General features: G+C 67.8%; 26 protein-coding genes and 2 tRNA genes. 13 read left to right on the forward strand and 15 right to left on the reverse strand.

Going from position 1 to position 23,758, the window contains the following annotated elements; all coding sequences use genetic code 11:
* The first annotated feature begins 26 nt into the window (after positions 1 to 26).
* Genes ABZ796_RS11295 through ABZ796_RS11315 form a run of 5 tightly spaced genes read left to right on the forward strand, consistent with a single transcriptional unit; the run spans position 27 to position 4,456 of the window.
* Positions 27 to 1,328, forward strand: coding sequence for an FtsK/SpoIIIE domain-containing protein (locus ABZ796_RS11295; RefSeq protein ID WP_357336949.1), 1,302 nt, complete (start codon positions 27 to 29; stop codon positions 1,326 to 1,328).
* Complete coding sequence (locus tag ABZ796_RS11300) at positions 1,325 to 1,588, forward strand: hypothetical protein (protein ID WP_357336951.1); 264 nt, start codon at positions 1,325 to 1,327, stop codon at positions 1,586 to 1,588. Before ABZ796_RS11295 ends, ABZ796_RS11300 begins: the two co-directional genes overlap by 4 nt.
* Complete coding sequence (locus tag ABZ796_RS11305) at positions 1,585 to 3,183, forward strand: replication initiator (RefSeq protein WP_357336952.1); 1,599 nt, start codon at positions 1,585 to 1,587, stop codon at positions 3,181 to 3,183. Before ABZ796_RS11300 ends, ABZ796_RS11305 begins: the two co-directional genes overlap by 4 nt.
* Before the next feature lie 14 nt (positions 3,184 to 3,197).
* A complete protein-coding gene (locus ABZ796_RS11310; RefSeq protein ID WP_357336953.1) occupies positions 3,198 to 3,377 on the forward strand; it encodes a helix-turn-helix domain-containing protein in 180 nt (59 codons plus the stop codon).
* Complete coding sequence (locus ABZ796_RS11315; protein WP_357336955.1) at positions 3,374 to 4,456, forward strand: tyrosine-type recombinase/integrase; 1,083 nt, start codon at positions 3,374 to 3,376, stop codon at positions 4,454 to 4,456. The genes ABZ796_RS11310 and ABZ796_RS11315 overlap by 4 nt, the downstream gene beginning before the upstream one ends.
* 61 nt (positions 4,457 to 4,517) lie before the next feature.
* On the opposite strand, the gene ABZ796_RS11320 is transcribed toward ABZ796_RS11315, so the two are convergent.
* From ABZ796_RS11320 to ABZ796_RS11350, 7 genes are all read right to left on the reverse strand, one after another.
* Positions 4,518 to 4,590 (reverse strand) — tRNA-Ala (locus tag ABZ796_RS11320).
* Positions 4,591 to 4,644: 54 nt separating this feature from the next.
* A complete protein-coding gene (locus tag ABZ796_RS11325) occupies positions 4,645 to 5,463 on the reverse strand; it encodes a hypothetical protein (RefSeq protein WP_357336956.1) in 819 nt (272 codons plus the stop codon).
* Between the two features lie 100 nt (positions 5,464 to 5,563).
* Positions 5,564 to 6,163: a GNAT family protein gene (locus ABZ796_RS11330; protein WP_357336958.1), complete on the reverse strand. Its 600-nt coding sequence runs from the start codon at positions 6,161 to 6,163 to the stop codon at positions 5,564 to 5,566.
* A 12-nt stretch (positions 6,164 to 6,175) separates the two neighbouring features.
* Complete coding sequence (locus ABZ796_RS11335) at positions 6,176 to 6,652, reverse strand: MogA/MoaB family molybdenum cofactor biosynthesis protein (protein ID WP_357336960.1); 477 nt, start codon at positions 6,650 to 6,652, stop codon at positions 6,176 to 6,178.
* A complete protein-coding gene (moaC, locus tag ABZ796_RS11340; protein WP_357336962.1) occupies positions 6,649 to 7,134 on the reverse strand; it encodes a cyclic pyranopterin monophosphate synthase MoaC in 486 nt (161 codons plus the stop codon). Before moaC ends, ABZ796_RS11335 begins: the two co-directional genes overlap by 4 nt.
* A complete protein-coding gene (gene glp / locus ABZ796_RS11345; RefSeq protein ID WP_357336963.1) occupies positions 7,134 to 8,342 on the reverse strand; it encodes a gephyrin-like molybdotransferase Glp in 1,209 nt (402 codons plus the stop codon). Before glp ends, moaC begins: the two co-directional genes overlap by 1 nt.
* Before the next feature lie 76 nt (positions 8,343 to 8,418).
* Positions 8,419 to 9,795 carry a UTP--glucose-1-phosphate uridylyltransferase gene (locus ABZ796_RS11350; protein WP_357336965.1) on the reverse strand — a complete coding sequence of 459 codons (1,377 nt, stop codon included), beginning with the start codon at positions 9,793 to 9,795 and terminating at the stop codon, positions 8,419 to 8,421.
* Positions 9,796 to 9,872: 77 nt separating this feature from the next.
* On the opposite strand from ABZ796_RS11350, the gene ABZ796_RS11355 reads away from it, so the two are divergent.
* The 4 genes from ABZ796_RS11355 (at position 9,873) to ABZ796_RS11370 (ending at position 11,947) form a co-directional block, all read left to right on the forward strand.
* Positions 9,873 to 10,436 (forward strand): 5-formyltetrahydrofolate cyclo-ligase, encoded by a 564-nt coding sequence (locus ABZ796_RS11355; protein WP_357336967.1) that lies wholly within the window; start codon positions 9,873 to 9,875, stop codon positions 10,434 to 10,436.
* A gap of 59 nt (positions 10,437 to 10,495) precedes the next feature.
* Complete coding sequence (locus ABZ796_RS11360) at positions 10,496 to 10,768, forward strand: FmdB family zinc ribbon protein (RefSeq protein ID WP_357336968.1); 273 nt, start codon at positions 10,496 to 10,498, stop codon at positions 10,766 to 10,768.
* Positions 10,769 to 10,869: 101 nt separating this feature from the next.
* Entirely contained in the window at positions 10,870 to 11,529 is a 660-nt protein-coding gene (locus ABZ796_RS11365; protein ID WP_357336969.1) for an SAF domain-containing protein, read from the forward strand.
* A 67-nt stretch (positions 11,530 to 11,596) separates the two neighbouring features.
* The gene (locus ABZ796_RS11370; protein ID WP_357336970.1) at positions 11,597 to 11,947 is read left to right on the forward strand and encodes an MscL family protein; all 351 of its coding nucleotides are present in this window, start codon (positions 11,597 to 11,599) and stop codon (positions 11,945 to 11,947) included.
* A gap of 52 nt (positions 11,948 to 11,999) precedes the next feature.
* Here the strand turns inward: ABZ796_RS11370 and ABZ796_RS11375 are convergent, their stop codons facing one another.
* The gene (locus ABZ796_RS11375) at positions 12,000 to 12,179 is read right to left on the reverse strand and encodes a hypothetical protein (RefSeq protein WP_357336971.1); all 180 of its coding nucleotides are present in this window, start codon (positions 12,177 to 12,179) and stop codon (positions 12,000 to 12,002) included.
* Positions 12,179 to 13,849, reverse strand: a complete 1,671-nt coding sequence (locus ABZ796_RS11380; protein WP_357336973.1) for an LCP family protein — start codon at positions 13,847 to 13,849, stop codon at positions 12,179 to 12,181. Before ABZ796_RS11380 ends, ABZ796_RS11375 begins: the two co-directional genes overlap by 1 nt.
* Positions 13,850 to 14,442: 593 nt before the next feature.
* Between ABZ796_RS11380 and ABZ796_RS11385 the strand changes: the two genes are divergently transcribed.
* A tRNA-Arg gene (locus tag ABZ796_RS11385) sits at positions 14,443 to 14,518 on the forward strand.
* A gap of 15 nt (positions 14,519 to 14,533) precedes the next feature.
* Here the strand turns inward: ABZ796_RS11385 and ABZ796_RS11390 are convergent.
* Positions 14,534 to 15,727, reverse strand: coding sequence for a saccharopine dehydrogenase NADP-binding domain-containing protein (locus ABZ796_RS11390; RefSeq protein ID WP_357336976.1), 1,194 nt, complete (start codon positions 15,725 to 15,727; stop codon positions 14,534 to 14,536).
* Positions 15,728 to 15,903: 176 nt separating this feature from the next.
* On the opposite strand from ABZ796_RS11390, the gene ABZ796_RS11395 reads away from it, so the two are divergent.
* Genes ABZ796_RS11395 through ABZ796_RS11405 form a run of 3 tightly spaced genes read left to right on the forward strand, consistent with a single transcriptional unit; the run spans position 15,904 to position 17,859 of the window.
* The gene (locus ABZ796_RS11395) at positions 15,904 to 16,665 is read left to right on the forward strand and encodes a response regulator transcription factor (protein WP_357336977.1); all 762 of its coding nucleotides are present in this window, start codon (positions 15,904 to 15,906) and stop codon (positions 16,663 to 16,665) included.
* A gap of 31 nt (positions 16,666 to 16,696) precedes the next feature.
* Entirely contained in the window at positions 16,697 to 16,966 is a 270-nt protein-coding gene (locus ABZ796_RS11400; RefSeq protein ID WP_292650787.1) for a DUF2277 domain-containing protein, read from the forward strand.
* Entirely contained in the window at positions 16,963 to 17,859 is an 897-nt protein-coding gene (locus tag ABZ796_RS11405) for a Sir2 family NAD-dependent protein deacetylase (protein WP_357336979.1), read from the forward strand. Before ABZ796_RS11400 ends, ABZ796_RS11405 begins: the two co-directional genes overlap by 4 nt.
* On the opposite strand, the gene ABZ796_RS11410 is transcribed toward ABZ796_RS11405, so the two are convergent.
* The 5 genes from ABZ796_RS11410 to ABZ796_RS11430 form a co-directional block, all read right to left on the reverse strand.
* Positions 17,845 to 18,114 (reverse strand): hypothetical protein, encoded by a 270-nt coding sequence (locus ABZ796_RS11410; RefSeq protein ID WP_357336981.1) that lies wholly within the window; start codon positions 18,112 to 18,114, stop codon positions 17,845 to 17,847. The two genes, ABZ796_RS11405 and ABZ796_RS11410, sit on opposite strands and share 15 nt — an antisense overlap.
* A 228-nt stretch (positions 18,115 to 18,342) precedes the next feature.
* A complete protein-coding gene (locus ABZ796_RS11415) occupies positions 18,343 to 19,029 on the reverse strand; it encodes a metal-dependent transcriptional regulator (RefSeq protein ID WP_357336983.1) in 687 nt (228 codons plus the stop codon).
* A gap of 101 nt (positions 19,030 to 19,130) precedes the next feature.
* Positions 19,131 to 19,622, reverse strand: coding sequence for a MarR family winged helix-turn-helix transcriptional regulator (locus tag ABZ796_RS11420; protein ID WP_357336985.1), 492 nt, complete (start codon positions 19,620 to 19,622; stop codon positions 19,131 to 19,133).
* Positions 19,623 to 19,627: 5 nt separating this feature from the next.
* Positions 19,628 to 21,253: an MDR family MFS transporter gene (locus tag ABZ796_RS11425; protein WP_357336986.1), complete on the reverse strand. Its 1,626-nt coding sequence runs from the start codon at positions 21,251 to 21,253 to the stop codon at positions 19,628 to 19,630.
* Between the two features lie 454 nt (positions 21,254 to 21,707).
* Entirely contained in the window at positions 21,708 to 23,714 is a 2,007-nt protein-coding gene (locus ABZ796_RS11430; RefSeq protein ID WP_357336988.1) for an ABC transporter ATP-binding protein, read from the reverse strand.
* Between the last annotated feature and the right edge of the window lie 44 nt (positions 23,715 to 23,758).

Raw genomic sequence — 23,758 nt, forward strand, 5'->3', positions numbered from 1 at the left:
ACAGCACGAAACGAAGGGAGCATGTGATGAACGAGTCGATCCTCTACAGCCTCGCCGGTCTCGCCGGTGCCGCTGCGGTGGTCACGGTCCTGGTCGCGATCAAACCGACCCGAGCCCGGACCCTGGCCGTCCTCGGCTGGGTGGCCTCGATCGGCCGCCGCGTCTGGTGGTGGCTGGTCCTGCGGGTCACCTGGAAGGCCGTCGCCCGCGAGGCAGGCCTCTCCAAGCGCCGCACGAAGCGAGTCAAGCGGATGGGCGTGGGTGAGGAGTCCATCGAGAAGTGGCGCGATCCCAGACTCAAGCGGGTTAAGACCTCCGCGCACTCGGTGACCCTGCGGGTCAAGACCCGTCGAGGCCAGGCCCTGGCCGACCTCGAAGCCTTCGCCCCCAAACTCGCCGCCACCCACTCAGCCGACGCATACCGGGTCTACCCGCCCAAGCGCCGCACCGGCTCGACGGTGATCTTCGAGCTCGTCATGCGCGACCTGATCAAGACCCCCACGGTCGCCGCGTTGCCTGAGCCTCGAATGCAAACAGAGTCGGTCCTGCTGGGTCGTCGCCAGTCCGGCAATCCCTTCCACCTGCAGATCGAGCAGCGCCACACGTTGGTTGTGGGTGCCTCCGGCGCGGGTAAGGGCTCCTTCCTGTGGGGTGTGGTCTGCTCGCTGGCTCCCGCGATCGCGGTCGATGCGGTCCGGGCCTACGGGATCGACCTCAAAGGCGGCATGGAACTGACCATGGGTGCCCCACTGTTCACCAAGATTGCTGTCAAGGGTGAGCAGGCCGTCGAGATGCTGCGGGAGTTCGTGAGCATCGCTGATGAGCGCACCGAGGCCATGCGCGGCCGCTCTCGCAACCACAAGCCCGGCCCCGGTGACCCGCTGTACTTGCTCGTCATCGACGAACTCGCCTCACTGACCGCCTACGCCGACCGGGACACGAAGCAGGAGGCCGAGCGGCTGTTGAAGCGGCTCCTGTCCATCGGCCGCGCCGTGGGTGTCGTCGTTGTCGCCTTCGTTCAAGACCCCCGTAAGGAGGTCATCGACATGCGCGGGCTCTTCACCCAGACCATCGCGCTGCGGCTGCGCTCGGTGATGGAAACCAACATGGTCCTGGGCGACGGCATGGCCCCGTTCGCCCCGGCACACCGGATCTTGAAGGCTGCCCAGGGCACGGCCTGGATCATCGACGAGGACGGTTCCACCGACCGCATCCGCGCCGACTACTGGTCCGACGACCTGATCCGCCGCGTTGCCTCGCTCTACCCCGCCGACCCCACCGCCACGCCCGGCGCGATGGAGCCTCCCGCCCTCGGGGGTGCAGCATGAGCACCCCGGCATGGATGGAGCACGCTGCCTGCGCGACTCGGGAGGCTCGTGGGCTGCCCTGGACAACCGACACGATCGAGACCCCCACGGTCCTGGTCGAGCTGATGCAGGAGACCTGCGCGGGCTGCCCGGTCCGTCTCGCCTGCGCCGCGTATGCCCGCACCGCGACAGGTGGCTGGTGGGCTGGAGTCGACCGTGCCCCTGAGCCTGCCGACCTGCTCGACCTGCTCGACGTGATGCCGCTGGACGGTGCCGCGTGACCATCTCGACCCTGGATGCACCGGGCATCCACAGTGACGCATCGTCTCCGGCTCGGGGCTCGTTCCCTGGGTTCGGGGAGGGTGCGCCGCTGGATCTGTCCGGGCTCACCACCGATCAAACCGCGGGCATCGTCGCCCGGTGGCGTGACGGCACCTTCGACAAGTTCGCCGACACCCTCGCCTCCGTCGGGAACTGCGCCCACCCCATCCGCCTAACCGGCCACTCGGAGACCTTCGACCCCGCGACCGGGGATCTCGTCGGCACGTTCTCGTCCGCGAATGCCCCGCTCGGGGTCCTGTACCGGCCCTGCGGCAACCGCCGCGCCGACGTGTGCCCGTCGTGCTCGAGGACGTACGCCCGCGACACCTTCGCCATGATCAACGCGGGCCTGGTGGGCGGGAAGACGATCCCGAACACGGTGGCAGACAACCCGTTGCTCTTCGCCACCTTCACCGCTCCCGGCTTCGGCAGCCCCTCGCACCGGCACCACACCGACAACGCGCGGTGTCGCCCTCGCTCGCGAGACAAAGGCGCTCGCTGTCCCCACGGTCGACCCATCTCGTGCATGGCCCGCCACGCTGAGGATGACGCGATCGTTGGCGCGCCACTGTGCCACGAATGCCATGACACCGACTCCGCGATCATCTGGCAGTGGTTCGCCCCCGAACTGTGGCGACGTACGACCATCGCGCTACGCCGCGCCCTGGCCGAACGGCTCGGGGTCAAGGAGAAGGATCTCCGCCACCTCGCCACGGTCCAGTTCGCCAAGGTCGCCGAATACCAAGCCCGGGGCCTGGTCCACTTCCACGCCCTCATCCGGCTCGACGGCTCGGACGGTCCTGGTTCGCCGGCCCCGATCGACGGCCACGACCTGGCGCAGCTCGTCGAGCACGCCGCCGGCACCGTCACCTACACCGCTCCACCTGTCGACGCAGAAGACAACACCGAACGGATTCTGCGCTGGGGCAAGCAACTCGATGTGCGGGTGGTCCGTGATGGTCACCGCACCGACAACCCTGATGGCGTGCTGACCCCTGGCCAGGTCGCCGGATACCTCGCGAAGTACGCCACGAAGGACGCCAACTCGATCCGCTCCGCCGAGACCCAGCGCCCCCACCTGGCAGCGATGGGCAGCCAGTGTCACCGCCTGGCGATGCGGGCTCTGGCTCACTACGGGATCAACGAGGCCTCCAACCGGCTCCCCGGCCAGGTCGAGAAGCCCGCCAAGTCGACGGTCAATCCCTATGACCTGCTCGGCAAGTGGGCTCACATGCTCGGGTTCCGGGGCCACTTCTCCACCAAGTCCCGGCGCTACTCGATCACCCTCGGACGTCTCCGCCGTGCTCGTGCCAGATACGCCGAACTCCGCGCCGCTGCCGAGCACAACGAAGAAGCCCGCGCGGTCCTGCTCGACCTCGACGAACTCGAAGCCTGGGTCCTCGCTGATGAGGAAACAACCCTCGTCGTCGGCTCCTGGCGCTTCGAAGGCACCGGCTGGACCTCCCCCGGAGACGAAGCCCTCGCTCTCGCCGCTGCAGCCCGTGCCCGTGAGTACGACCAGTGGAAGGCCCAGACGAAGAACACCAACCGATGAGAGGAAGCAGTGAGATGGATGAGATGGAGTATCTGACTTCGGAAGAAGTCGCGGCGTGGATGCGCGTGTCTCCTTCGACGCTGTGCCGCTGGCGTCAGATTGGCCACGGCCCGCGCGTGACATGGCTGTCCAAGACCTGCCCGCGCTACCTGCGCTCGGACGTCGAGGCTTGGCTAGAGAGGGCAGCGGCATGAGCGTGCACAAGACACCCTCGGGGCGCTACCGGGCCTTCCTCAAGAGCGGCCGGGAAGTGGTCGCTACAAAGACCTTCGACACCCAGCGTGAGGCCAAGGCCTGGCTGACGCGTGAGCGCGCTGCCCTCGTCGGTGGCGTCGATCCTCGCGCCGGAAAGCGTCGGGTACGTGAGTTGCTGACTGAGTGGCTCGTGATCCGACGTACGACGGTGGCCAAGAAGACGTTTCGAGCTGATCAGGCATTGGAACGGCTCATGCCTACGAGCATGTTCAACATGCAGGTGGCCAGCGTCTCAGAACGGGACGTGGCGCGGTCGTTCGAACGCCTACTCGCAGACGGTCAGGCCGGTGACTCAGTAGTCAGGTACCGGGCGAGCCTGTCGGTCTTCTTCTCCTGGTGCGTCAGGGAGAGGTACATCATGGTCAACCCTGTGACTGGCGCGAAGGTGCCGAAGCAATCCGACGAGCGAACGGAAATGAACCCGTTCCCTGAGAGCGACCTCGAGGCGGCTTATGAGGTGTGGCAGGAGAGAAACAAGCGCCTCGCCGACATCCTCTTGGTGCTCGGCTGGACTGGGCTCCGCTGGGGTGAGGCGCGGGCTATGACGGTCTCGGACGTGATGGAGATTCCGACGCCCGGCCTGATGGTGCGTCGGTCACGGTCCGAGGGCATCGAAACGAAGTCCACAAAGGGTCGCCGGTCTCGTCGAGTCCCTCTCGCTAACCGTGTCCTGCCGATCGTGCGAGGCCTGACGATCGGCAAGCAACCGTCAGATCCGCTCTTCACGACCGATGCCGGGGCGCTGCTTCACCGTGGCTCCGTGGTCCGCACGATGAGGTGGGAGCAGACCGGCCAGGGTCGACGTCTGCACGATCTCCGACACACCGCCGCATGTCTCTGGCTCGCTCGTGGCGTCGACGTCGGAACGGTGCAGCAGTGGATGGGACACGAGTCGATCGCGACGACGAACCGATACCTCCACTTCCTGGGCACGGGTGCTGATCGCGCCGGACTTGAGAGGCTGAATGAGGACCGGGGGTACGCCGGGGGTACGCGAGACGAAGGGACGGGCGAGTGAAAAGGAGAAAACCCCGTCCGTTCCGCATCGAAATGCTTACTGAGACGGGGTTTTCACCGGGTGGAGCTGAGGGGATTCGAACCCCTGGCCTTCTCATTGCGAACGAGACGCGCTACCAACTGCGCCACAGCCCCAAGCGATGAGAAACGTTAGCATCTCGTCGCGGGTGTTACCCAATCAGGATGGCCTCAGGAGCCCGTGGCGCGGCCGCGCGCCTCTTCGGCGGCCGCAGCAGCGGCGCGCTCGGCCTCCTCGGCCTGACGGACGAGCTCGGAGTCGGCGGCGTTGCGACCCGAGCTCCACACGCCGGTGGCGTCCAGGTCGATGGTGCGGACGGTGCGGCGCGGCGCGGCCTCCTTGGAGACGTACGTCGGCAGCGGTGTCTCCACCGGCTTCCAGGCGCCCGCGGGGAGGTGCTCGCCGGTGTCGTCGTGCTCGACGACGGCCACCAGGTCGCCGGTGTCCTGGTCGATGTCGAAGGTGACCCGGGGCGGGGCGACGGGCTCCGGCTCGGGGATGTCCTCGGGGAACGGGATCCGTGCCCAGACCTCGCGCTGGTGGCGCACGCTGAGCCTGCAGGTGACCAGCCAGGCGACGACCAGCACACCCGGGATCGTGATCCACACCGGGCCGAAGACGCCGAAGCCGGCGAGCGCGCCGACCACGGCCAAGCCGAAGGCAAGCACCCCCAGGACGATCGAACGGCGCTTGGCCGCGGCGTGAGCCGCGCGGCGGCGTACGGCCATCGGGACGGGTCGCGGAGCAGGCTCCGCGGTCGCGTCGTCGTCGACCTCGGACTTCTTCGACGACTTCTCGGTCACCAGATCGGTGGAGTCCTTGCCGGTGGCCTCTCGCCGTGCGAGGATCCGGCGGGACTTCGAGATGGCGGCGCTGGCCCGGCTCTTGGTCCCGTCCTCGGCCGTCGCCGTCTGTTCGAGCGCTTTGGGCACCAAGTACACCGCCCACGCCACGGCGAGGGCGACGAAGATGAGTGCGCTCGGGTCCACGTTAAGAAGCGTAGGAGCCATTACCAGCCCGTAGGCGGACGTGCAGTGGTGTGTCGCGTGTGACTTGTGTGATTTCAGCAGGACACGCCGAGTCAATGCCTCATTCAGGTGACAAACCGAGCCTGACCAGCATTCCTTGGTGACATTCTTCAACCGTTATCGCGAAGATACGGTGATCTCTCCAGGCGCCGTCGATGTGCAGGAATCGGGGCGCATATCCGATCTCGTCGATGCCCAGTTTCTCCACGACGCGGAGCGAGTTGGAGTTCTCCGGCCGGATGCAGATCTCGATCCGATGGAGCCTCGCGGTGGTGAAACAGTGGTCGATGACCAGCGCCACCGCCAGCGGCATCACCCCACGCCCGGCGAAGCCCTGGTCGATCCAGTAGCCGATCGAGGCGAACTGCGCCGAGCCTCGCACGATGTTGTTGACCGTGACCTGACCAGCGAAAACACCGTCGACATCGATCGCGAACGGATAGGTCACGCCACGCTTGGCCTGACGCCGAAGGCGACGTACGAGGCTGGCGAACGTCGTGGGCCGCGCGCTCGAACCGGGCGGAACGGTGGCGTCCCACTGATGCAGCCAGGCCGCCGAGCGGCGGCGCGCCTCGGTCCAGGCGTTGGCGTCGGTGCGGTCGAGAGGGCGTAGGGTCACCACGCCGTGGGAGAGGACGGCTGGCCAGCCGGGATCGGTCATCGATGGTCCCACTCAGTGATCACTGCCGACCGACTGCTCCACGGCGTGGAGCAGCACCGGACGGAGCACGTCGATCGCATCCTTCACGCCACCCCGGGATCCGGGAAGGTTCACCACCACGCACACTCCGATCTGACCGGCCAGACCGCGGGACAGTAGCGCCGTCGGGATCCCTTTGGCCACTCCGGCAGCCCGGATGCCCTCGGCGATGCCCGGGATCTCACGATCGAGCAGCGGGCGGGTGACCTCGGGAGTGCGGTCGGTGGGGGTCAGGCCCGTGCCTCCGGTGGTGAGGACGACCCGCGCACCCCCCTCGGCCGCGCGAGCGATCGCCTCGCCGACCGGGTCGCCGTCGCGTACGACCTCGGGAGGGCCGACCACGAATCCGAGCTCTTCCAGAAAGGCCACCAGGAGGGGGCCGGTGGTGTCCTCGTAGACGCCCGCCGAGGCACGGTTGGAGGCGACGACCACGGTCGCATTCAAGCTCATCGCTGGCTCTGTCCGATCTCCCAGGTCCCCGACTTTCCACCGGTCTTCTTCTCGACGCGGATATCGGTGATGACCGCGCGTTTGTCGACGGCCTTGATCATGTCGACCACGGTGAGGCCGGCGACGGCGACCGCGGTCAGCGCCTCCATCTCGACACCGGTGCGGTCGGTGGTCTTCACGGTCGCGGTGATCTCGACGGCGTCGTCGGCGACGCTCAACTCGACCTTGACGCCCGAGACCGCCAGCGGGTGGCACAGCGGGATCAGGTCGGGGGTCTTCTTGGCGCCCATGATCCCCGCGATGCGGGCCACGGCGAGCGCATCACCCTTGGGTACGCCCTCACCGCGGAGCAGCTCGATGACCTCAGGTGCCACCAGCACTCGCCCGGATGCGGTCGCGGTACGGACCGTGACCGCCTTCTCGGAGACGTCGACCATCCGGGCCGCGCCGGTCTCGTCGACATGGGTCAACCGGTCAGCCATCAGAACTCCACGTCCAGCTCGATCACGTCCACCTCGGCGTCCTTGTCCAGCGACGTCGTCTCCGGCGGGATGATGATCAGGCAGTTCGCGCCGGCCAGGTCGCCGATCAGGTGCGAGCCCGGGCCACCGATGGGCGAGACGCCGGCGCGGGAGCCGTCGTACCAGCCGCGGAGATACTGCTCCTTGCCCTTCGGAGAACGCACCGCGTGAGTGAGGGCAGCGCGGCGCGCGGGCCTGGCCTCGGGGGTCATGCCCATCAGCCGGCGCAGCGCCGGGAGCACGAAGAGCTCGAAGGAGACGAAGGAGGAAACCGGGTTGCCGGGGAGGCAGAGGACCGGAACCCGCTCCTCGCCGATCCGGCCGAACCCCTGCGGCTTGCCCGGCTGCATGTTCACCGGGCCGAACCAGACACCCTCCGGGGTCAGCGCCTCCTTGACCACGTCGTAGTCGCCCATCGAGACGCCGCCGGAGGTGACCACCAGGTCGGCGCGGACGAGCTGGTCGGAGAGTGCGGTCATGAACGCCCGCGGCTCGTCGGGGACGATCCCGACGCGGTACGCGATCGCGCCGGCCCGGCGGGCGGCGGCGGCCAGCAGGAAGGAGTTGCCGTCGTAGATCGAGTCGTGGCCCAGGGTCTCGCCGGGCTCGCGCAGCTCGGTGCCGGTCGAGAGCACCACGACCCGGGGACGCGGGCGCACCGCCACCTGCGCACGGCCGACGGAAGCGATCAGGCCCAGGTGGCGCGGGCCGAGCACCGTACCGGCGGGGATCAGCAGGTCACCCTTGGCGACGTCCTCGCCCGCGTAGCGGACGTGCTGTGCCTCCTCCGGCATCCGCCGGATCTCGACCTCGGCGACGCCGCGGTCGGTCCACTCGTACGGCACGACCGTGTCCGCACCCGTCGGCAGCGGGGCGCCGGTCATGATCTTCGCCGCCGCGCCCGGCGGCAGCGCCAGCAGCGAGGCCTGCCCCGCACCGATCTCCCCGAGCACCGGCAGCCGCACCGGAGCCTCCGCCGAGGCGGTCGCGACATCGGCGTAGCGGACCGCGTAGCCGTCCATCGAGGAGTTGTCGAAGCCCGGTAGGGCAACCTCGGCATGGATGTCCTCGGCCACCGCCAGCCCGAGGCAGTCCATCAGGGGCTGCGGGTAGGCCGGCATCGGCTCGAGGTCGGCCAGGATTCGCTCGCGGTACTCAGCGGGGGTCACACGTCGAGCCTAGTCGTCACCCTCGCTGGTCGAGCCGCCGGAGCCGCAAGGCGGAGGTGTGTCGAGACCAGCGGTGTCAGTCGGAGAGGACTGTGGCCGGAGCGACGCGTTCGGCGTCGGCGCCGTCGAGCTCGACCGCACCGATGACCTGGACGCCCTTGCCGAAGGTCCAGTCACCGTTGACGGTCAGGGACCTCGCCTTACGCAACGACGGCGCACCTTCCGGGAAGCGCTCGTCGAAGCTGGCGACGTACTTGTAGTAGTCGCCGTCGAGGTCGATGAAGGGCACCTCGTCGGCGACCTGGTCGAGCACGAAGTTCTCGCCGATGTCGTAGACGTCGGAGCGGAGGACCAGCAGGTCGTTGGTCGTCTTGACCGGCACGAACCGGTCGCGCCCGACCTCGATCAGCTGGGAGCCCTCGAAGACCTCGATCGCGGCCCCCATGGCGGTCTCGATCTGGACGACCTTCGGGGTCTTCGGGTCGGCGGGATCGACGGTCTTCTCGTTGCGGATCAGCGGCAGGCCGAGGATGCCGTCACGCTCGGAGAGGACCTTCTTGAGCGCCTTGAGGTCGAACCAGATGTTGTTGGTCGAGCAGTACTTGTGGCGGCTGAGGTCCTGCAGCGCCACCTTGTCCTCGTCGCGGGTCTGCGCGGTCTCGCGCAGGATGAGACGGCCGTCGGACTTGCGGCGCGCGAAGTGACCGCCCTTGCGGTCGCTCGGGGTGCGGCGTACGGCCTCGATGGCGAAGGGGGCACCGGACTTGGCGAACCAGCCGGCGACCTTCTCGTCGGGGACGGCGCCGAGGTTGTCGGAGTTGGAGACGAAGACCCGCTCGTAGCCCTGCTCGATGAGCTGGTCGAGGAGCCCGGTGTCGAGCAGCGCGGTGTAGATGTCGCCGTGGCCCGGCGGGCACCACTCGAGCTCGGGATCCTTCGGCCACTCGACCGGGCTCAGGTCGTCGACGAGCAGGCGCGGCTCGCGGTTCTGCAGGAACTCCAGCGGCAGGCCCTCGACCGGCAGGTCCTGGTAGCGCTCGAGCGCGGCCAGGCTGTCCTCGGAGGTGCGGAAGGAGTTCATCAGCAGCAGCGGGAGACGTACGTCGTACTTCTCGCGCATGTGCAGGATCTGGCGGGCGATCACGTCCAGGAAGCTCAGGCCCTTGCGCACGCACAGCAGCGACTTCGCGCGGTCCATGCCCATCGAGGTGCCGAGGCCACCGTTGAGCTTGATCACCGCGGTGGTCGCGATGGCGGCGTGCGCCTCCTCGTCACTGACCTCGACATCGCTGATCGACGGGATGTCGACCGGCTCGATCGTGTCCTCCGGGATCATCCCGGTCTCACCGTGCTCGAGCTGGCGGTAGTAATGTGCGAAGGTCTGCACCGCGACGTCTTCCACGCCGGCATCGCGCATCTTCGCCATTGCCTTGGCCAAACCTGGGCTACCCATAGAGGAAAGCCTAGGCTGTCGTTGTGTCGGGTTCACACACCCCTCCGGGTTCTGATGGTCCAGCCCCCGCTGACTTCGTGGGGCGCAAGACTGCCTTACGTGACCAGTTGTTGACTACCCGGGGGCGCATCGGGCTCCCCCGCCTGGGTTCGCTGGCGCGCTCCCTGTCACAGGTGGTCACTGCAATTCCAGACGTACGCAGCGCCGCAACGGTTGCCCTCTACGTCTCGATCGGCACCGAACCGGGCACCGGATCTCTTATCGACGAGCTGGACGCAGCCGGGAAACGCATCCTGCTGCCCTGCCTTCTACCGGACAACGACCTGGACTGGGCCGTCTACGACGGAGAGCTGGTCCGGGCGCCCCGTGGGCTGCTGGAGCCGAGCGGGGAGCGGTTGGGCGTCTCGGCGATCGCCGGCGCCGACGTCGTGCTCGTCCCGGGCCTGGCCGTCGACTCGCAAGGCCATCGGATGGGGCGGGGCGGTGGCTCCTACGACCGGATCCTGGCACGGGTGCCGGCCGGAACCTTTACCTGCGCACTTCTCTATCCGTGGGAGGTCGGGGTCCCGGTGCCGGTGGAGGAGCACGATCGGGCCGTGGGTGCGGCCGCGAGCGCGGAGGGAATGCAGCGCTTCTCCTAGGCGTTCGCTAATATTGGCAGTCGCGCCCGTCGAGTGCCAGATTCTGTTCTAGGAGAAACGTGCCCACCTATCAGTACGCCTGCACCGAGTGCGGCCACGCCTTCGACCAGTTCCAGAGCTTCAGCGAAGCCTCGCTGACCGAGTGCCCCGAGTGCGGCGGCAAGCTGCGCAAGGTCTTCAGCGCCGCCGGCGTCGTCTTCAAGGGCTCTGGCTTCTACCGAACCGACTCCCGCTCGGGGTCCTCCTCGTCGACGTCCTCCACGTCCTCGACAACGTCGTCCTCGAGCAGCACCTCCTCCCCGGCGCCCGCCACCTCCGGCTCCTCGGACTGAGACCACCCGCGGCAGCGGGTTATCCACAGGACCATCCACAACCTGACCGGGGCTGTGGATAGCGAGATGCGGGAATCGCGAGAGCGACTTAGCGTGCCCGCATGTTCACTCGAATCACGTCCTTCTCCCGCCGCGTACGCCGCGGGGTCCTCGCCCATCGACGCCTGCTGGCGTTCCTGCTGACCGCCTCGGCGGTCGCGATCGGGTTCTCGGCCACCCGGCCGGACCCACCCGACACCTCGACGATGGCGGTGGCCTCCCGAGATCTGCCGGTCGGCACGGTCCTCACCGCCGCCGACCTCACCGATGTCGAGACCGACCCCGGCAGCATGCCCACCGACCTGGCCGAGGCGCCGCTCGGCGAGCGCCTCGCGGCGCCCCTGCGGCGCGGCGAGCCCGTCACCGACGTACGTCTCGTGGGGCCGGAGCTGACCGTGGGACACCCCGACCTGGTGGCCGTCCCGGTCCGGCTTCCCGACGCCGAGATGGCCGGGTTGCTCCACGTCGGCGACACCGTCGACCTCTACGCCACCGACCCCGCCACCGCCCAGACCGCCCAGGTCACCACCGACACGCTGATCCTCAGCCTCCCGCAAGCCTCGGAGGCGAGCCGGGATGATTCCATGGCACAGGGAAAGACCGACGGATTTGGCGTCACGAACGCTTCGGCGGGGCGTCTGGTCATCGTCGGAGTCGCCGAGGACAGCGTCGAGGACGTCACATCAGCAGGGGTGGGTGGCTATCTCACCTTTGCCTACTGACGGCCAACGCACGCCACATCCGGGGTCTCCTTCACCTCACACAATGAGCAACAGGAGAAAGCAAGACATGGACGGTTTCAAGAAGTTCCTGCTCCAGGGCGACCTGATCAAACTAGCGGTCGCCTTCATCATGGGCGGCGCGTTCGCCACGGTCGTCACAGCCACCGTCGCGGTGATCATGGATCTGGTCGGCAAGCTCGGCGGCACGCCTGACTTCTCCAACTGGAAGCCCTATGGCATCCACCTCGGCGACTGGTTCACCGCGGTGATCGCCTTCGTCATCATGGCCGCGGTCGTCTACTTCATGATCGTGAAGCCCTACACCGCCGCCAAGGAGCGCTACTTCCCGGACCCCGACCCGGGCGAGACCGAGATCGACATCCTCAAGCAGATCCGCGACAGCCTCAGCGTCCGCTGACGCATCCGCGCCAGAACGGATAGCGTCGGGCTCCGCTTCGGCAGGTGCCGTCTCACCCACCGTGGTGAGGCGGCACCTGCGATTTCAGCCAGCGGTCCGAGGCCGACTCCTCCGACTCCGCCGACGAGTCCCGCTCGTCGCTGGTCGTCTCGGGGAGTACGTCACCGAAGATCCGCGCCAGCCTCTGCTTGCGCTTCCACTCCGGCTCCTCGACCTCGTCAGGATCGGTCATCAGCAGAGACCCGCACGCTCGCGCTCAGCCTTGGCCTGCTCGGCGATCTCGGCGAGTTCCTCCTCGGTCGCTCCGCTGCTGGCGCTGCCAGACGCGTCACCGGAGGAGTCCCCCGAAGAAGATGCCTCTTCGGACGGCTCGGAGCCAGCGGTCTCGCCGTCGGTGCCCTCACTCGAGTCGTCGGACTTCTTCTTGTCCTTGTCGCCCGAGGCCTGCCCGGCGTCCAGCGATCCTGCCGCGATCTTCTTGGTCAGCGGCTTGTCGTTCGCGATGGCCTTCCAGACGTTCTTGGCCTTCTCCTCGTCGAGGACGACTCGGTTATCGTTCTGCGGGTCTGTCGCCACGGGGATGGTGAGGAACTTGATGTTCTCCATCCCGATGCTCTGGAATCCGGCACCGATCTTGGCCATCGTGTCGAGGTTGTCCTTGAGACCCTCGTCCATCGTGAGGCCCTTGGTGGCCGCATTCAGGAAGCCGAGGACCTTCGTCGGACTCGACAAGGTGTCGCCGGAGAGCAGTTTCGCCGCCATCGAGCCGATGAACGCCTGCTGGCGCTTCGCCCGCAAAAGGTCGCTTCCGTCACCGAAGACATGGCGCATGCGAACGTACTGAAGCGCTTCCTTGCCGTTCAGCTTCTGTGGGCCCGCCTTGAATTTCGCGCCCGTGTAGCTGTCATCCACCGCCTCCGGAAGACACACGTCGACGCCGTCGATGGCATCGACCATTCCCTTGAAGCTTCCGAAATCGACGACGACGAGATGGTTGATGGTGATGTCACACTTCTCACCGCACATCTCATCAGCCACTGACTCCACCTGCTCAACGGTGCACGTCGGACCCCCGGTTTCGTATGCAGCGTTCCACTGCACGTAGTCAGCAGGGTCGGTCTTCCCGTCCTCCGTCTTGCAGGAGGGTCGGTTGACCATCGTGTCGCGCGGGATGGAGACGCCGTAGGCGAACTCACGGTTCGCGGAAAGGTGCAACAGGATGGTGGTGTCCGAGCCGCCACCACTCTCGCCGTCGAGGCCGCAACCCTTGCAGTCGCGGCTGTCAGATCCCATCACGAGGATGTTGATCGGTTCCTTCGGGCCGATATCAGCAGCGTCCTCACCAAGACTGACGGTGCTGATGTTCGACCGCAAGTGGCGGTACGTGTAGACCGTGAACAGTCCGACGATCAGCGCCAGCACGAGCAAGGTCGAGCTGAGCACCTGCCACACGCTGATCCGCGGCTTGTCGCGCTCATCGCGCTCGTCGTCAGGGTAAGGGGCGTAGGGCTCGTCGTAGCCACCCTGGGGCGGATAATCGTCATAGGGCTCGTCGTCGTACCCGGACTCGTACGCAGCGCCTCGGCGCCCCGGCGAGGGGTACGCCTCGTGGCGGGCTTCGTGCAGCTCATCGCGGGAGGACGTACGACCTCGGGGCCGGTCGGCTGGATCCGGCCGGGGCGCGACGGTGGTCGCACCGGGATCGTTCCAGTCGAACTCGCGGGCGGCTGGCGGGGCGAGCTGCTGATCGGGGGCCTGGGGCGCAGGAGGAGCCGGGTGAGGATCCTGGCGATACCACTCCGGCACCGGCGCGATCGCGGTCTCCTCGGCGGCGGGCGCGGGGGCCGGCGGCGGGGGTATTCGGCGCGCGGGACGCGGAGTCTCGCGCAACGGCGGGGCCACGGCGGTCTCGTCGGGGGCGTTCCACTCCTGAGGGACGGGCGGGGCAGGCGTCGGCCCCGAGGTCCCCCGGCCCAGCGCCTGATAGCGCTCGGCCCGGGTCGGCTCCCGCCGCACCGGCTCCGCGCGCAGCGGCTCGACGGCGGGAGGCTCAGGCTGCTCCTGACGCGCAGGACGCGCAGCCCGACGGCCACCTCCCGACGATCCCGGCCCCGGAGGCGGTGGCGACACGAAGTCCGAATGCGGACGCGCGGCCCGCCGTCCACCACCGGGCTCCGCCGACGGCTGGTCGGTCGGTACGTCGGCGACCCGAGCACCACGGCCGGCGCGAGTCTCCCCGGACTCGTCGCTCGCGGCCTCGTCGGCGCCGTACATCCACTCGAATCCGGACACGCCGGAGCCTGAGTCCGCACCCCCACGTCGGGGAGGCATGGAGGCGTCAGGCATAGATCACCGTCACTCGTCGCTTGTCATTGGGGGGATTCGGGTTGAGTCGACGGTGACTCAACCTACGCGAGGGCCCCAAGTTTGACCCCTGACCGCATCGAACCCCAAACCGTAGTATTGCCTGCCACCATGGCAAGATATCCGCGAATGCCCCAGTAGCTCAGTGGATAGAGCAGCCGCCTCCTAAGCGAAAGGTCGCAAGTTCGACTCTTGCCTGGGGCACCAATTCCAGACATTTCCCTATGAGGCCGCGCCCTCCGACGCGCCGATGACCTCGAACCGGATCCCGGCAGCCTGCAGTCGAGTCAGGAGCGCGTCGCCCATCGCGACCGCGGTGGTCACCGAACCGGCGGTCTCGGGGAGCGTGTCGAAGGCGAGGCACAGGGCCGACTCGGCGAGCATCTTCGAGGTCTCGGTGTAGCCGGGGTCGCCTCCCGACACCTTGGTGTGGATGGTCCGGCCATCGGTCTCGGCGACGAAGTCGACGGTGAACCAGGACTTCTCCCGGCGACCCTCGGAGGGGCCGGTTCCCTGCTTGACCCGCTCACCGAGCTTGGCCCGCAGCGGCGGCACCTGCATCGCGAGGGCGAGGCCGGCGACACCGACCACGCCACCGACGGCGTACCTCAGTGTCTTGGTCCCGGCGAAGTGCGAGTAGGTGAAGGCCGGGCCGTACGCCTCCAGGGCCCGCCCGGAGCGGGCGACGATGAACGGGTCGATGGTCGGCAACGGCAGCAGCCAGTGGCCCAGCTCGCGATCCCTGCCGAAGACCGGCTTCGCCGGTCGAGACGTACGCCCCTCCGGCCGTACCTCGAGCGCCCGGCGCTCGCGCGACGCCGCCGCCATCTCCCGGGGACGCGACATCTGCCCCAGTGCCGAGTGGAAGGTGCCGCCAGAGAAGGTGGCGTTGGAGCGGACGACGCCCTTCATCGTGAGCGGCCCGGTGATCTTCCCGCCGGCGGCGAGCTCGCGCACCGTGTAGAAGGCACCGAGGTCGTGCGGGATCGAGTCGAACCCGCAGGCGTGCACGATCCGGGCGCCGTTGGCACGGGCGACGGCGTCGTACTTCACGAACATCCGGTCGACGAACTCGGGCTCCCCCGTGAGGTCGACGTAGTCGGTGCCGGCCTCGGCGCAGGCCTTGACGAGCGGCTCGCCGAACTCCAGGTAGGGCCCGACCGTGGTGATCACGACGCGCGCGCGAGCCGCCAGCGCGGCCAGCGACGAGGCATCGTGGACGTCGGCCTGGAGGAGCTCGACGTCGGCGGCGGAGCCAAGGGAGTCGCGCACGGCCTCGAGCCGCGACAGGGAACGGCCCGCGAGCGCCCAGCGCAGTCCCGCGGGAGCGTGCTCGGCCAGATATCCGGCCACCAGACCGCCGGTGAATCCGGTCGCGCCGAACAGGACGATGTCGAGATCGCGAGATGACGTCATGACCGCTACCTTTCCAGAAGCAACGAAATCCGAGACGGCACGGGTCTTTCAGTGATCAAATGTTGCATCAGTAGGGATACTCTTGAGCGGTTTCTTTCGGTGAATCGGCATTTGAGTGAACGACCAGGCACCATCCCCAACCACGAGATGAGTGAGACGAGCCTGTGGGCGACGCGGTGATCAGCGTTCTGCTGGCCGACGGTCATGACGTCGTGCGTGTCGGCGTGCGTACGGTCCTGTCGCCCGAACCGGACATCGAGGTTGTCGGTGAGGCCCGCACCGCCGCCGAGGCACGACCGCTGATCGCGACGCTCCGTCCTGACGTACTCATCCTCGACGCCCGCCTGCCCGACGCTTCCGGTGTGGCGCTGTGCCGCGAGGCGCTGGCGCTGAAGAGCGACATCCGCTGCATGATCCTGGCCACCGACGCCGACGACGAGGTGATGAGCCAGGCGATCATGGCCGGGGCGGCCGGTTACGTGCTCAAGCAGATCGAGGCGACGAGCCTGGTCTCGGGCGTACGCCTGGTGGCCAGCGGCCACACCCTCTTCGACCCCGAGGCGGCCGCCAAGGTGGTCCACAACGTCGAGGCGCGCCGTCGGATGCACGAGGTGGTCGCCGACCTGACTCCGCAGCAGCGCCGGATCCTGGTCCTGCTCGCCGAGGGGATCTCCAACCGGCAGATCGCCGACCGCCTGGTGCTGGCGGAGAAGACCGTGAAGAACCACATCACCGGTCTGCTCGCCAAGCTCGGCGTCAGCCACCGCACCCAGGCTGCCCTGATGGCGAGCAAGCTGCTCGAGGACGGCGTCGTACCGCGGCCGGCTCCTCCCGCCGACGACGCGAGGAAAGCCAAGGGGACGATGCCCAACGGCGGGCCGATGCCTCCGCACCCGCGCGGCCAGGCCCCCTCCCACACCCCTGGCCGATCCCGGTAACCGTCGCCTCGATCCAGGTACCGTGGAAGGCATGTGCCGCAACATCCGTCCGCTCCACAACTTCGAGCCGCCCGCCACCAACGACGAGGTCGCCGCTGCCGCCCTGCAGTTCGTACGCAAGGTGAGCGGCACGACCAAGCCTTCTGCCGCCAACCAGGAGGCGTTCGACCACGCCGTCGCCGAGATCGCCCACATCACCCGCCATCTCCTCGACGATCTGGTCACCAACGCCCCCAAGAAGAACCGTGAGGTCGAGGCCGCGAAGCGCAAGGCTCGCGCCGAGGGCAGGTACGCCTCGTGACCCTCGCCCCGGAGGCGAGCAACACCGACTCGTACGCTGCAGCTCTGGCCCTCCTCCAGGACCGGCGCCTCGTGGTGCTGACCGGGGCCGGCGTCTCGACCGACTCAGGGATCCCCGACTACCGCAGCCCGGGCAGCCCGTCGCGGCAGCCGATGACGTACCAGCAGTTCATCTCGGGCCCGCAGGAGCGGCAGCGCTACTGGGCGCGCAGCCATCTCGGCTGGCGACGGATGGGCAGCGCGGTGCCGAACGCCGGTCATCGCGCCCTGGCTGCGATCGATCCCGAGCTGCTGATCACCCAGAACGTCGACGGCCTGCACGAGCAGGCGGCGCCGCAACTGGCCAGGAGCGGCCGGATCGTGACGCTGCACGGCCGGGTCGCCGACGTGATCTGTCTGTCCTGCCGCACGCTGAGCCCGCGGCGCGACCTCCAGGAGCGGATGGAGGCGCTCAACGCGGGCTGGGCCGAGGCGCACGCGGACGTGGAGAGCCGGCCGGACGGTGACGTCGCACTCGAGGAGACGCAGGACTTCGTCGTGCCCGACTGCGAGATCTGTGGCGGCATCCTCAAACCGGACGTCGTCTTCTTCGGTGAGAACGTCCCCAAGGACCGGGTCGCCCGGTGCATGGACGCGGTCGACGCGCTCGCCGAGGTCCGCGGCGAGCAGCAGGAGGGGAAGGGCGGCGTGCTGCTCGTCGCGGGCTCGAGTCTGGCGGTGATGAGTGGCTATCGGTTCGTACGCCGGGCGGCGAAGGCCGGGATCCCGGTCGTCATCGTGAACCGTGGCGCCACCAGGGGTGATGGTGAGGCTGCGTACAAGCTGGAGGTCGGGACCAGCGAGTTCCTCACCACCTTGGCACAGAGCAGAGCCAGCGGCTCAGGCGGAGCGTGACTGGATCGACAGGTCGGCCATGCGGCCGGCGGCCTCGTCGACGGAGAGTCTGGCCCCGATGAAGAAGTGGTAGACCGGGCCTTCGTCGATCAGCAGCACCTTGGCGCTGTGGTAGTCACCACCGAGGTCGGTGAGCACGATCTCCTCGCCGCGCTCGAGGTGACGGGTCAGGCCGGTGTCGGTGTGGTGGACGGCGACTGGGCGGAACGTCTCATCCAGCTCGCGACCGCGAGCGGGCAGATGAACGACCTCCATAGAGCTCTCCCCTCCGGAGACCCCCGCAAGTCTCGACATGACAACTGCTGAACGTCTCCCTCCAGCAGGCCTTGCACGTCAAACATAAGCATCGATGACGTAATCGGTCCAGAGTCATGTGCCAGATTCTGCCGACGTCGAGAGAATTTCACCCACGGTTGCAAAAGTGGGTGCCCCGTTGCCACATCGACGACGACTCGTAGAGCCGATCGGCGGCGTATTGGCGGGTCAGAGGGCCTTTACGAAGATATGGTCCGCGGCCTCGGGGATGATCTCCGCGGTCTCCCCACCGGAGCCGAGCAGGACCCCGTCGGGGGTCGCCTTGATGGCGACGGTCTGGTCCGGGGTCGCGCCGACCCGGCGCAAGGCGCTCATCAGCGACTCGTCCTTCTGCATCTCCTCGGAGATGCGGCGCACCAGGACGGTGGCGCGCTCGGATCCCGCCGCGGCCGTGAGCGACTGGACGCCGGCCATGAAGTCCTCGTCGGCGGGCTTGCCGCCGAGCTCGTCGAGACCGGGGATCGGGTTGCCGTACGGAGACTCGGTCGGGTCGCCGAGCAGGTCGAGCAGTCGCTTCTCGACGGTGTCCGACATGACGTGCTCCCAGCGGCACGCCTCCTCGTGGACGAGCTCCCAGTCGAGGCCGATGACGTCGGTGAGCAACCGCTCGGCGAGACGGTGCTTGCGCATCACCCGGGTGGCCAGGCGAAGGCCCTCGTCGGTGAGCTGCAGATGCCGGTCACCCTCGACGGTGAGCAGGCCGTCGCGCTCCATCCGGGCGACGGTCTGGGAGACCGTCGGGCCGGACTGGTGCAGGCGCTCGGCGATGCGGGCACGCAGCGGAACGATTCCCTCTTCGACCAGCTCATAGATGGTGCGGAGGTACATCTCGGTGGTGTCGATGAGATCGCTCACGGGCTAATCCTACATCCTTGAATCAGTCAGAAAAACCGAACCCAGCAGGGTGTGTCCCGAACGACGTCGGCCTGCAGGAGAGACCAGCACAGCGTGATCCCCTAGGAGCCCTGGCGTTCTAGGGCTTCGTTGTATCTCGAAAGCATAGCGCTGAGCCGGTCGATCTCGCCCGGACTCCAGTCGGCCAGCCGGTCGTTGAAACGTACGCGACGCTCCCGTGTCACGCGGTCGAGCCCGTCCCGGGCCTCGGCCGTCACCGAGACCAGACTGGCCCGCCCGTCCTCGGGGTCGGGATGACGTTCGAGCAGCCCCAGGTCGATCATGGCCTGCACCATCCGGCTGACCGCGCCCTTGTCGATCCCGAGCCCGTCGACCAGCGCGGAGGCGCGTACCGGTCCACGCTCGGCGATCCAGGTCAGCATCATGTAACCGCCGGGAGGAAGGTCCGGGTGGAGCATCCGGCCGCGTACCTTCATGGCTCGCTTGGCCCTCCACACCAGCACACCGACCTCGGCCTCGAGCCGGCTGAGCGACTCGGCGCGAGGGCCGTCGTCGATGTGCTCGCCCTGGGCGGCGTCGTCCATGGCTGTCATCCCTGTCATCTCCGGGCCGCTCCGCCCGCCTCCAGCTCCGCGGCGACCTCGGGAGCGATCTCATCGTCGGTGAGGTCCTTGATCGTAGTCTTGAGCGGGACCTCCTTGATACCCAGGATCGCCACCAGCGCGATGACCGCGCACGGGATGGCGACCAGGAAGAGATCGGCGGTGGCGACGGCGAAGGCGTGCTCGTAGAGGGCCTGCATCGCGCTCGGCATGCTCGCCGGGTCGGCGAGCCCGCCGCTCTGCAGGCTCTGGAGCTCCTCAGGAGTGACCTTTCCGCTGGCCACCAGCTCGGGGATGCCGTCGGTGATGACGTCCTCGACCCGGTGGGAGAGCACGGCGCCGAGCGCGGCGATGCCCATCGAGCCGCCCATCGACCGGAAGAAGGCGACGACCGAGGAGCCCGCACCCATGTCCTTGGTGTCGAGGTTGTTCTGCACCGCGAGGACGAGGTTCTGGTTGGTGGCACCGACGCCGAGGCCGACGACGGCCATGAAGGCGCCGACCAGGGCCAGGTTGGTCTGCTCGTCGATCGTGCTGAGCAGGTAGAGCCCGATCGGCAGCATGATGCCGCCGAAGACCAGGTAGCGCTTCCAGCGTCCGGTGGAGCTGATCAGGCGCCCGGTGACCATGCCCGCACCGGAGAGCCCGAGCACCATGCAGATCGACATCAGGCCGGCGTGGGTCGGCGTCATCCCGCGAGCGGTCTGGAAGTACTGCTGCAGGTAGACCGTCGCACCGAACATCCCGGCACCGACGAAGAACGAGGCGAGGGTGGAGAGGACCATCGTGCGGTCGCGGAAGAGCCGCAGCGGGATGATCGGCTCCTTGGCGAACCTGCCCTCGACCAGGATCGCGAGGGCCAGCACGACGACGCTGCCGGCGACCAGGGCGTACGACATCGGCGAGGTCCACGCGAAGGAGTCGCCGCCGAGGGTGACCCAGATCAGCAGCGTGGAGACGCCGGCGACCAGCAGGAACGCGCCGAGGTAGTCGATGCTGACCTCGCGGCGTACGTGCGGGAGGTGCAGGGTCTTCTGCAGCAGGATGAAGGCGACCACGGCGAAGGGCACGCCGACGTAGAAGACGCCCGGCCAGCCGACCGGGGAGTCGACGATCACGCCGCCGACGAGCGGGCCGATGACGGTGGCGAGCGCGAAGACGGCACCGATGTAGCCGGAGTAGCGGCCGCGCTCACGCGGGGAGACGATCATCGCGATGATCACCTGGATCAGCGCGACGATGCCGCCCATGCCGAGGCCGGCGATGACGCGACCGGTGATGATCACGGGCATCGACGGGGCCAGACCGCAGATCGCCGAGCCGACGATGAAGAGGCCGAGTGCGACCTGGACCAGGACCTTCTTGTTGTAGAGGTCGGCGAGCTTGCCCCAGATCGGCGTGGTCGCGGTCATCGCCAGCATGCTCGAGACGACGATCCAGGTGTAGCCGCCCTGGGTGCCGTCGAGGTCGGTGACGATCCGCGGCAACGCGTTGGCGACCGACGTGCTGGAGAGCATGGCGACGAAGAGCGCCATCAGCAGGCCCGAGAGGACCTCCATGATCTGGCGGTGGGTCATCTGCGGCGCCGCGATGGCCTGCGAGGACTGCTGGGACTCTGACAAGTGTGGACTCGGCTCTCACGCGAAACTGGTTGAATATCGTCAACCAATGTACGTCGGTTTAGTTGTTAAACACAACTTGTCGCGGGTGCCTGGCCGCTGCCCGAAAACGGGGCGACCCGCAGGCGGGCCAGGTGGCCGACCCGGTGGATGAGTCCGGTACGCCTGCGGGTCGGGTGGCTGCCGTTGGATTGCCAGCTCCCCATCCATGGTTGGAGGGCTGCTAGCGAGCAGCCACCTCACGCATCCAATCGTTCTTCATCTGATCGGATCACCTCCTTTCCCGTGTGCCTCAACGGTAGACGTCGAAGCCGGCGGGGTTCAAAGGGTTTTCCCGCTGGTTGAGCCGCGAGCGCCAGCGAGCGTGTCGAAACCAACACGGTCGCATCTACGCTCGACAGGACTGTGTTGGTCTCGACACGCCTCCGCCTAGCGGCTCCGGCGGCTCGACCAGCGATCAGGCGACCGGCTCCTCCTCGACGATCGGGTGGCTGAACTGCGACTGATAGAGCTCGGCGTACGCTCCGCCGGCCTCGAGCAGCTCGGCATGGTTGCCCTGCTCGACGATCGCGCCGTCGCGCATGACCAGGATCAGGTCGGCGTCGCGGATCGTGGAGAGCCGGTGGGCGATCACGAAGGACGTACGGTCCGAGCGCAGCGCCGCCATGGCGTGCTGCAGGAGCAGCTCGGTGCGGGTGTCGACCGAGGAGGTGGCCTCATCGAGGATCAGCAGCGAGGGCTCGGCGAGGAAGGCCCGCGCGATGGTGACCAGCTGCCGCTCGCCCGCCGAGAGGTTGCCGCCCTGGTCGGTGATCAGGGTGTCGTAGCCGTCGGGAAGCGAGTGCACGAACCTGTCGACGTACGTCGCCCGGGCCGCCTCGAGGAGCTCCTCCTCGGTCGCGTCCGGCCGGCCGTAGCGGATGTTGTCACGGATCGTGCCCTCGAAGAGCCAGGTGTCCTGGAGCACCATGCCGGTGCGTTCGCGCAGGTCGGCCCGTGGGATCGAGGCGATGTCGACGCCGTCGAGGGTGATCCGGCCGGCGTCGAGCTCGTAGAACCTCATGATCAGGTTGACCAACGTGGTCTTGCCGGCCCCGGTGGGACCGACGATCGCGACCGTCTGCCCCGGGCGGGCCACCAGGGAGAGATCCTCGATGAGGGGCTTGTCCTTGTCGTAGGAGAACGAGACGTGCTCGAAGCGGACCTCGCCGCCACCGTCGGTGCCCATTGGCGCGGCACCGGCGTCGACCGACTCCTCCTCGGCGTCAAGGAGCTCGAAGACGCGCTCGGCCGAGGCCACGCCCGACTGGAGCAGGTTCATCATCGAGGCCAGGGTGGTGATGGGCTGGGTGAACTGGCGCGAGTACTGGATGAAGGCCTGCAGCTCACCCAGGCTCAGGGCCCCGCTGGCGACGCGGAGCGACCCGACCACGCAGACCACCACGAACATCAGGTTGCCGACGAACATCATCAGCGGCATCAGGATCCCGCTGATGAACTGGGCTTTGAAGGACGCGGCGAAGAGCTTGTCGTTCTCCTCCGCGAAGGTCTTCTCGACCTCCTCCTGACGCCCGAAGACCTTGACCAGGTCGTGACCGGAGAAGGTCTCCTCGATGTGGCCGTTGAGCTTGCCGGTGTGACGCCACTGGGCCACGAACTGGCCCTGCGACCGCTTCATCACCGCGCCGGTCACCACCAGCGAGACCGGCACCGCGAGCAGCGCGATCAAGGCCAGCACCGGGCTGATCCAGAACATCATGAACAACACGGTGACCAGCGTGAACAGCGCGGTCAGCACCTGGCTGAAGGTCTGCTGCAAGGTCTGGCTGATGTTGTCGATGTCGTTGGTGACCCGGCTGAGCAGCTCACCTCGCGGTTGCTTGTCGAAGTAGGACAGCGGGACGCTGTGGACCTTCTTCTCGACGTCCTCGCGCAGGCCCTTCACGGTGCCCTGGACGACGGAGTTGAGGATCCAGCCCTGCACGAAGGAGAGCAGGGACGCGATGAGGTAGACCGCGAGCACGACGAGCAGTGCGCTGCGCAGGGCGTCGAAGTCGACCCCCTGGCCCGGGGTGACGTAGTCCATCCCGGAGAGCATGTCGGCGAGCTTGTCGTCGCCCTGGGCACGCAGGCCCTCGACGGCCTCCTCCTGGGTGATCCCCGCCGGCAACTGCCGGGAGAAGACGCCGCCGAAGATGATGTTGGTCGCCTTGCCCAGCAGCCACGGCCCCAGCGACATCAGGGTGACGCTGATCGCGGCCAGGCCGATGGTGGCGAAGGCGTGGATCCTGTAGGGCGCCATCCGTGTCAGGAGTCGTTTCGCCGAGGGGACGAAGTTCATCGCCTTGTCCCCCACCGCACCGCCGGCACCCATCGGGCCGGGGCCGCCCTGGGGACGTACGATCCGCTCGGTCTTCTTCATCTGGCCGTTCTGGCCGGTCTGGCCGGTCTTCGGGTCGCTCATGCCGCGGCCTCCTCGGGTCGCGCTGACCGAGTTACCTCGGTGTG

It is taken from the genome of Nocardioides sp. NPDC047086 (assembly GCF_040643685.1).
In the GTDB taxonomy this organism is placed as follows: Bacteria; Actinomycetota; Actinomycetes; order Propionibacteriales; family Nocardioidaceae; genus Nocardioides.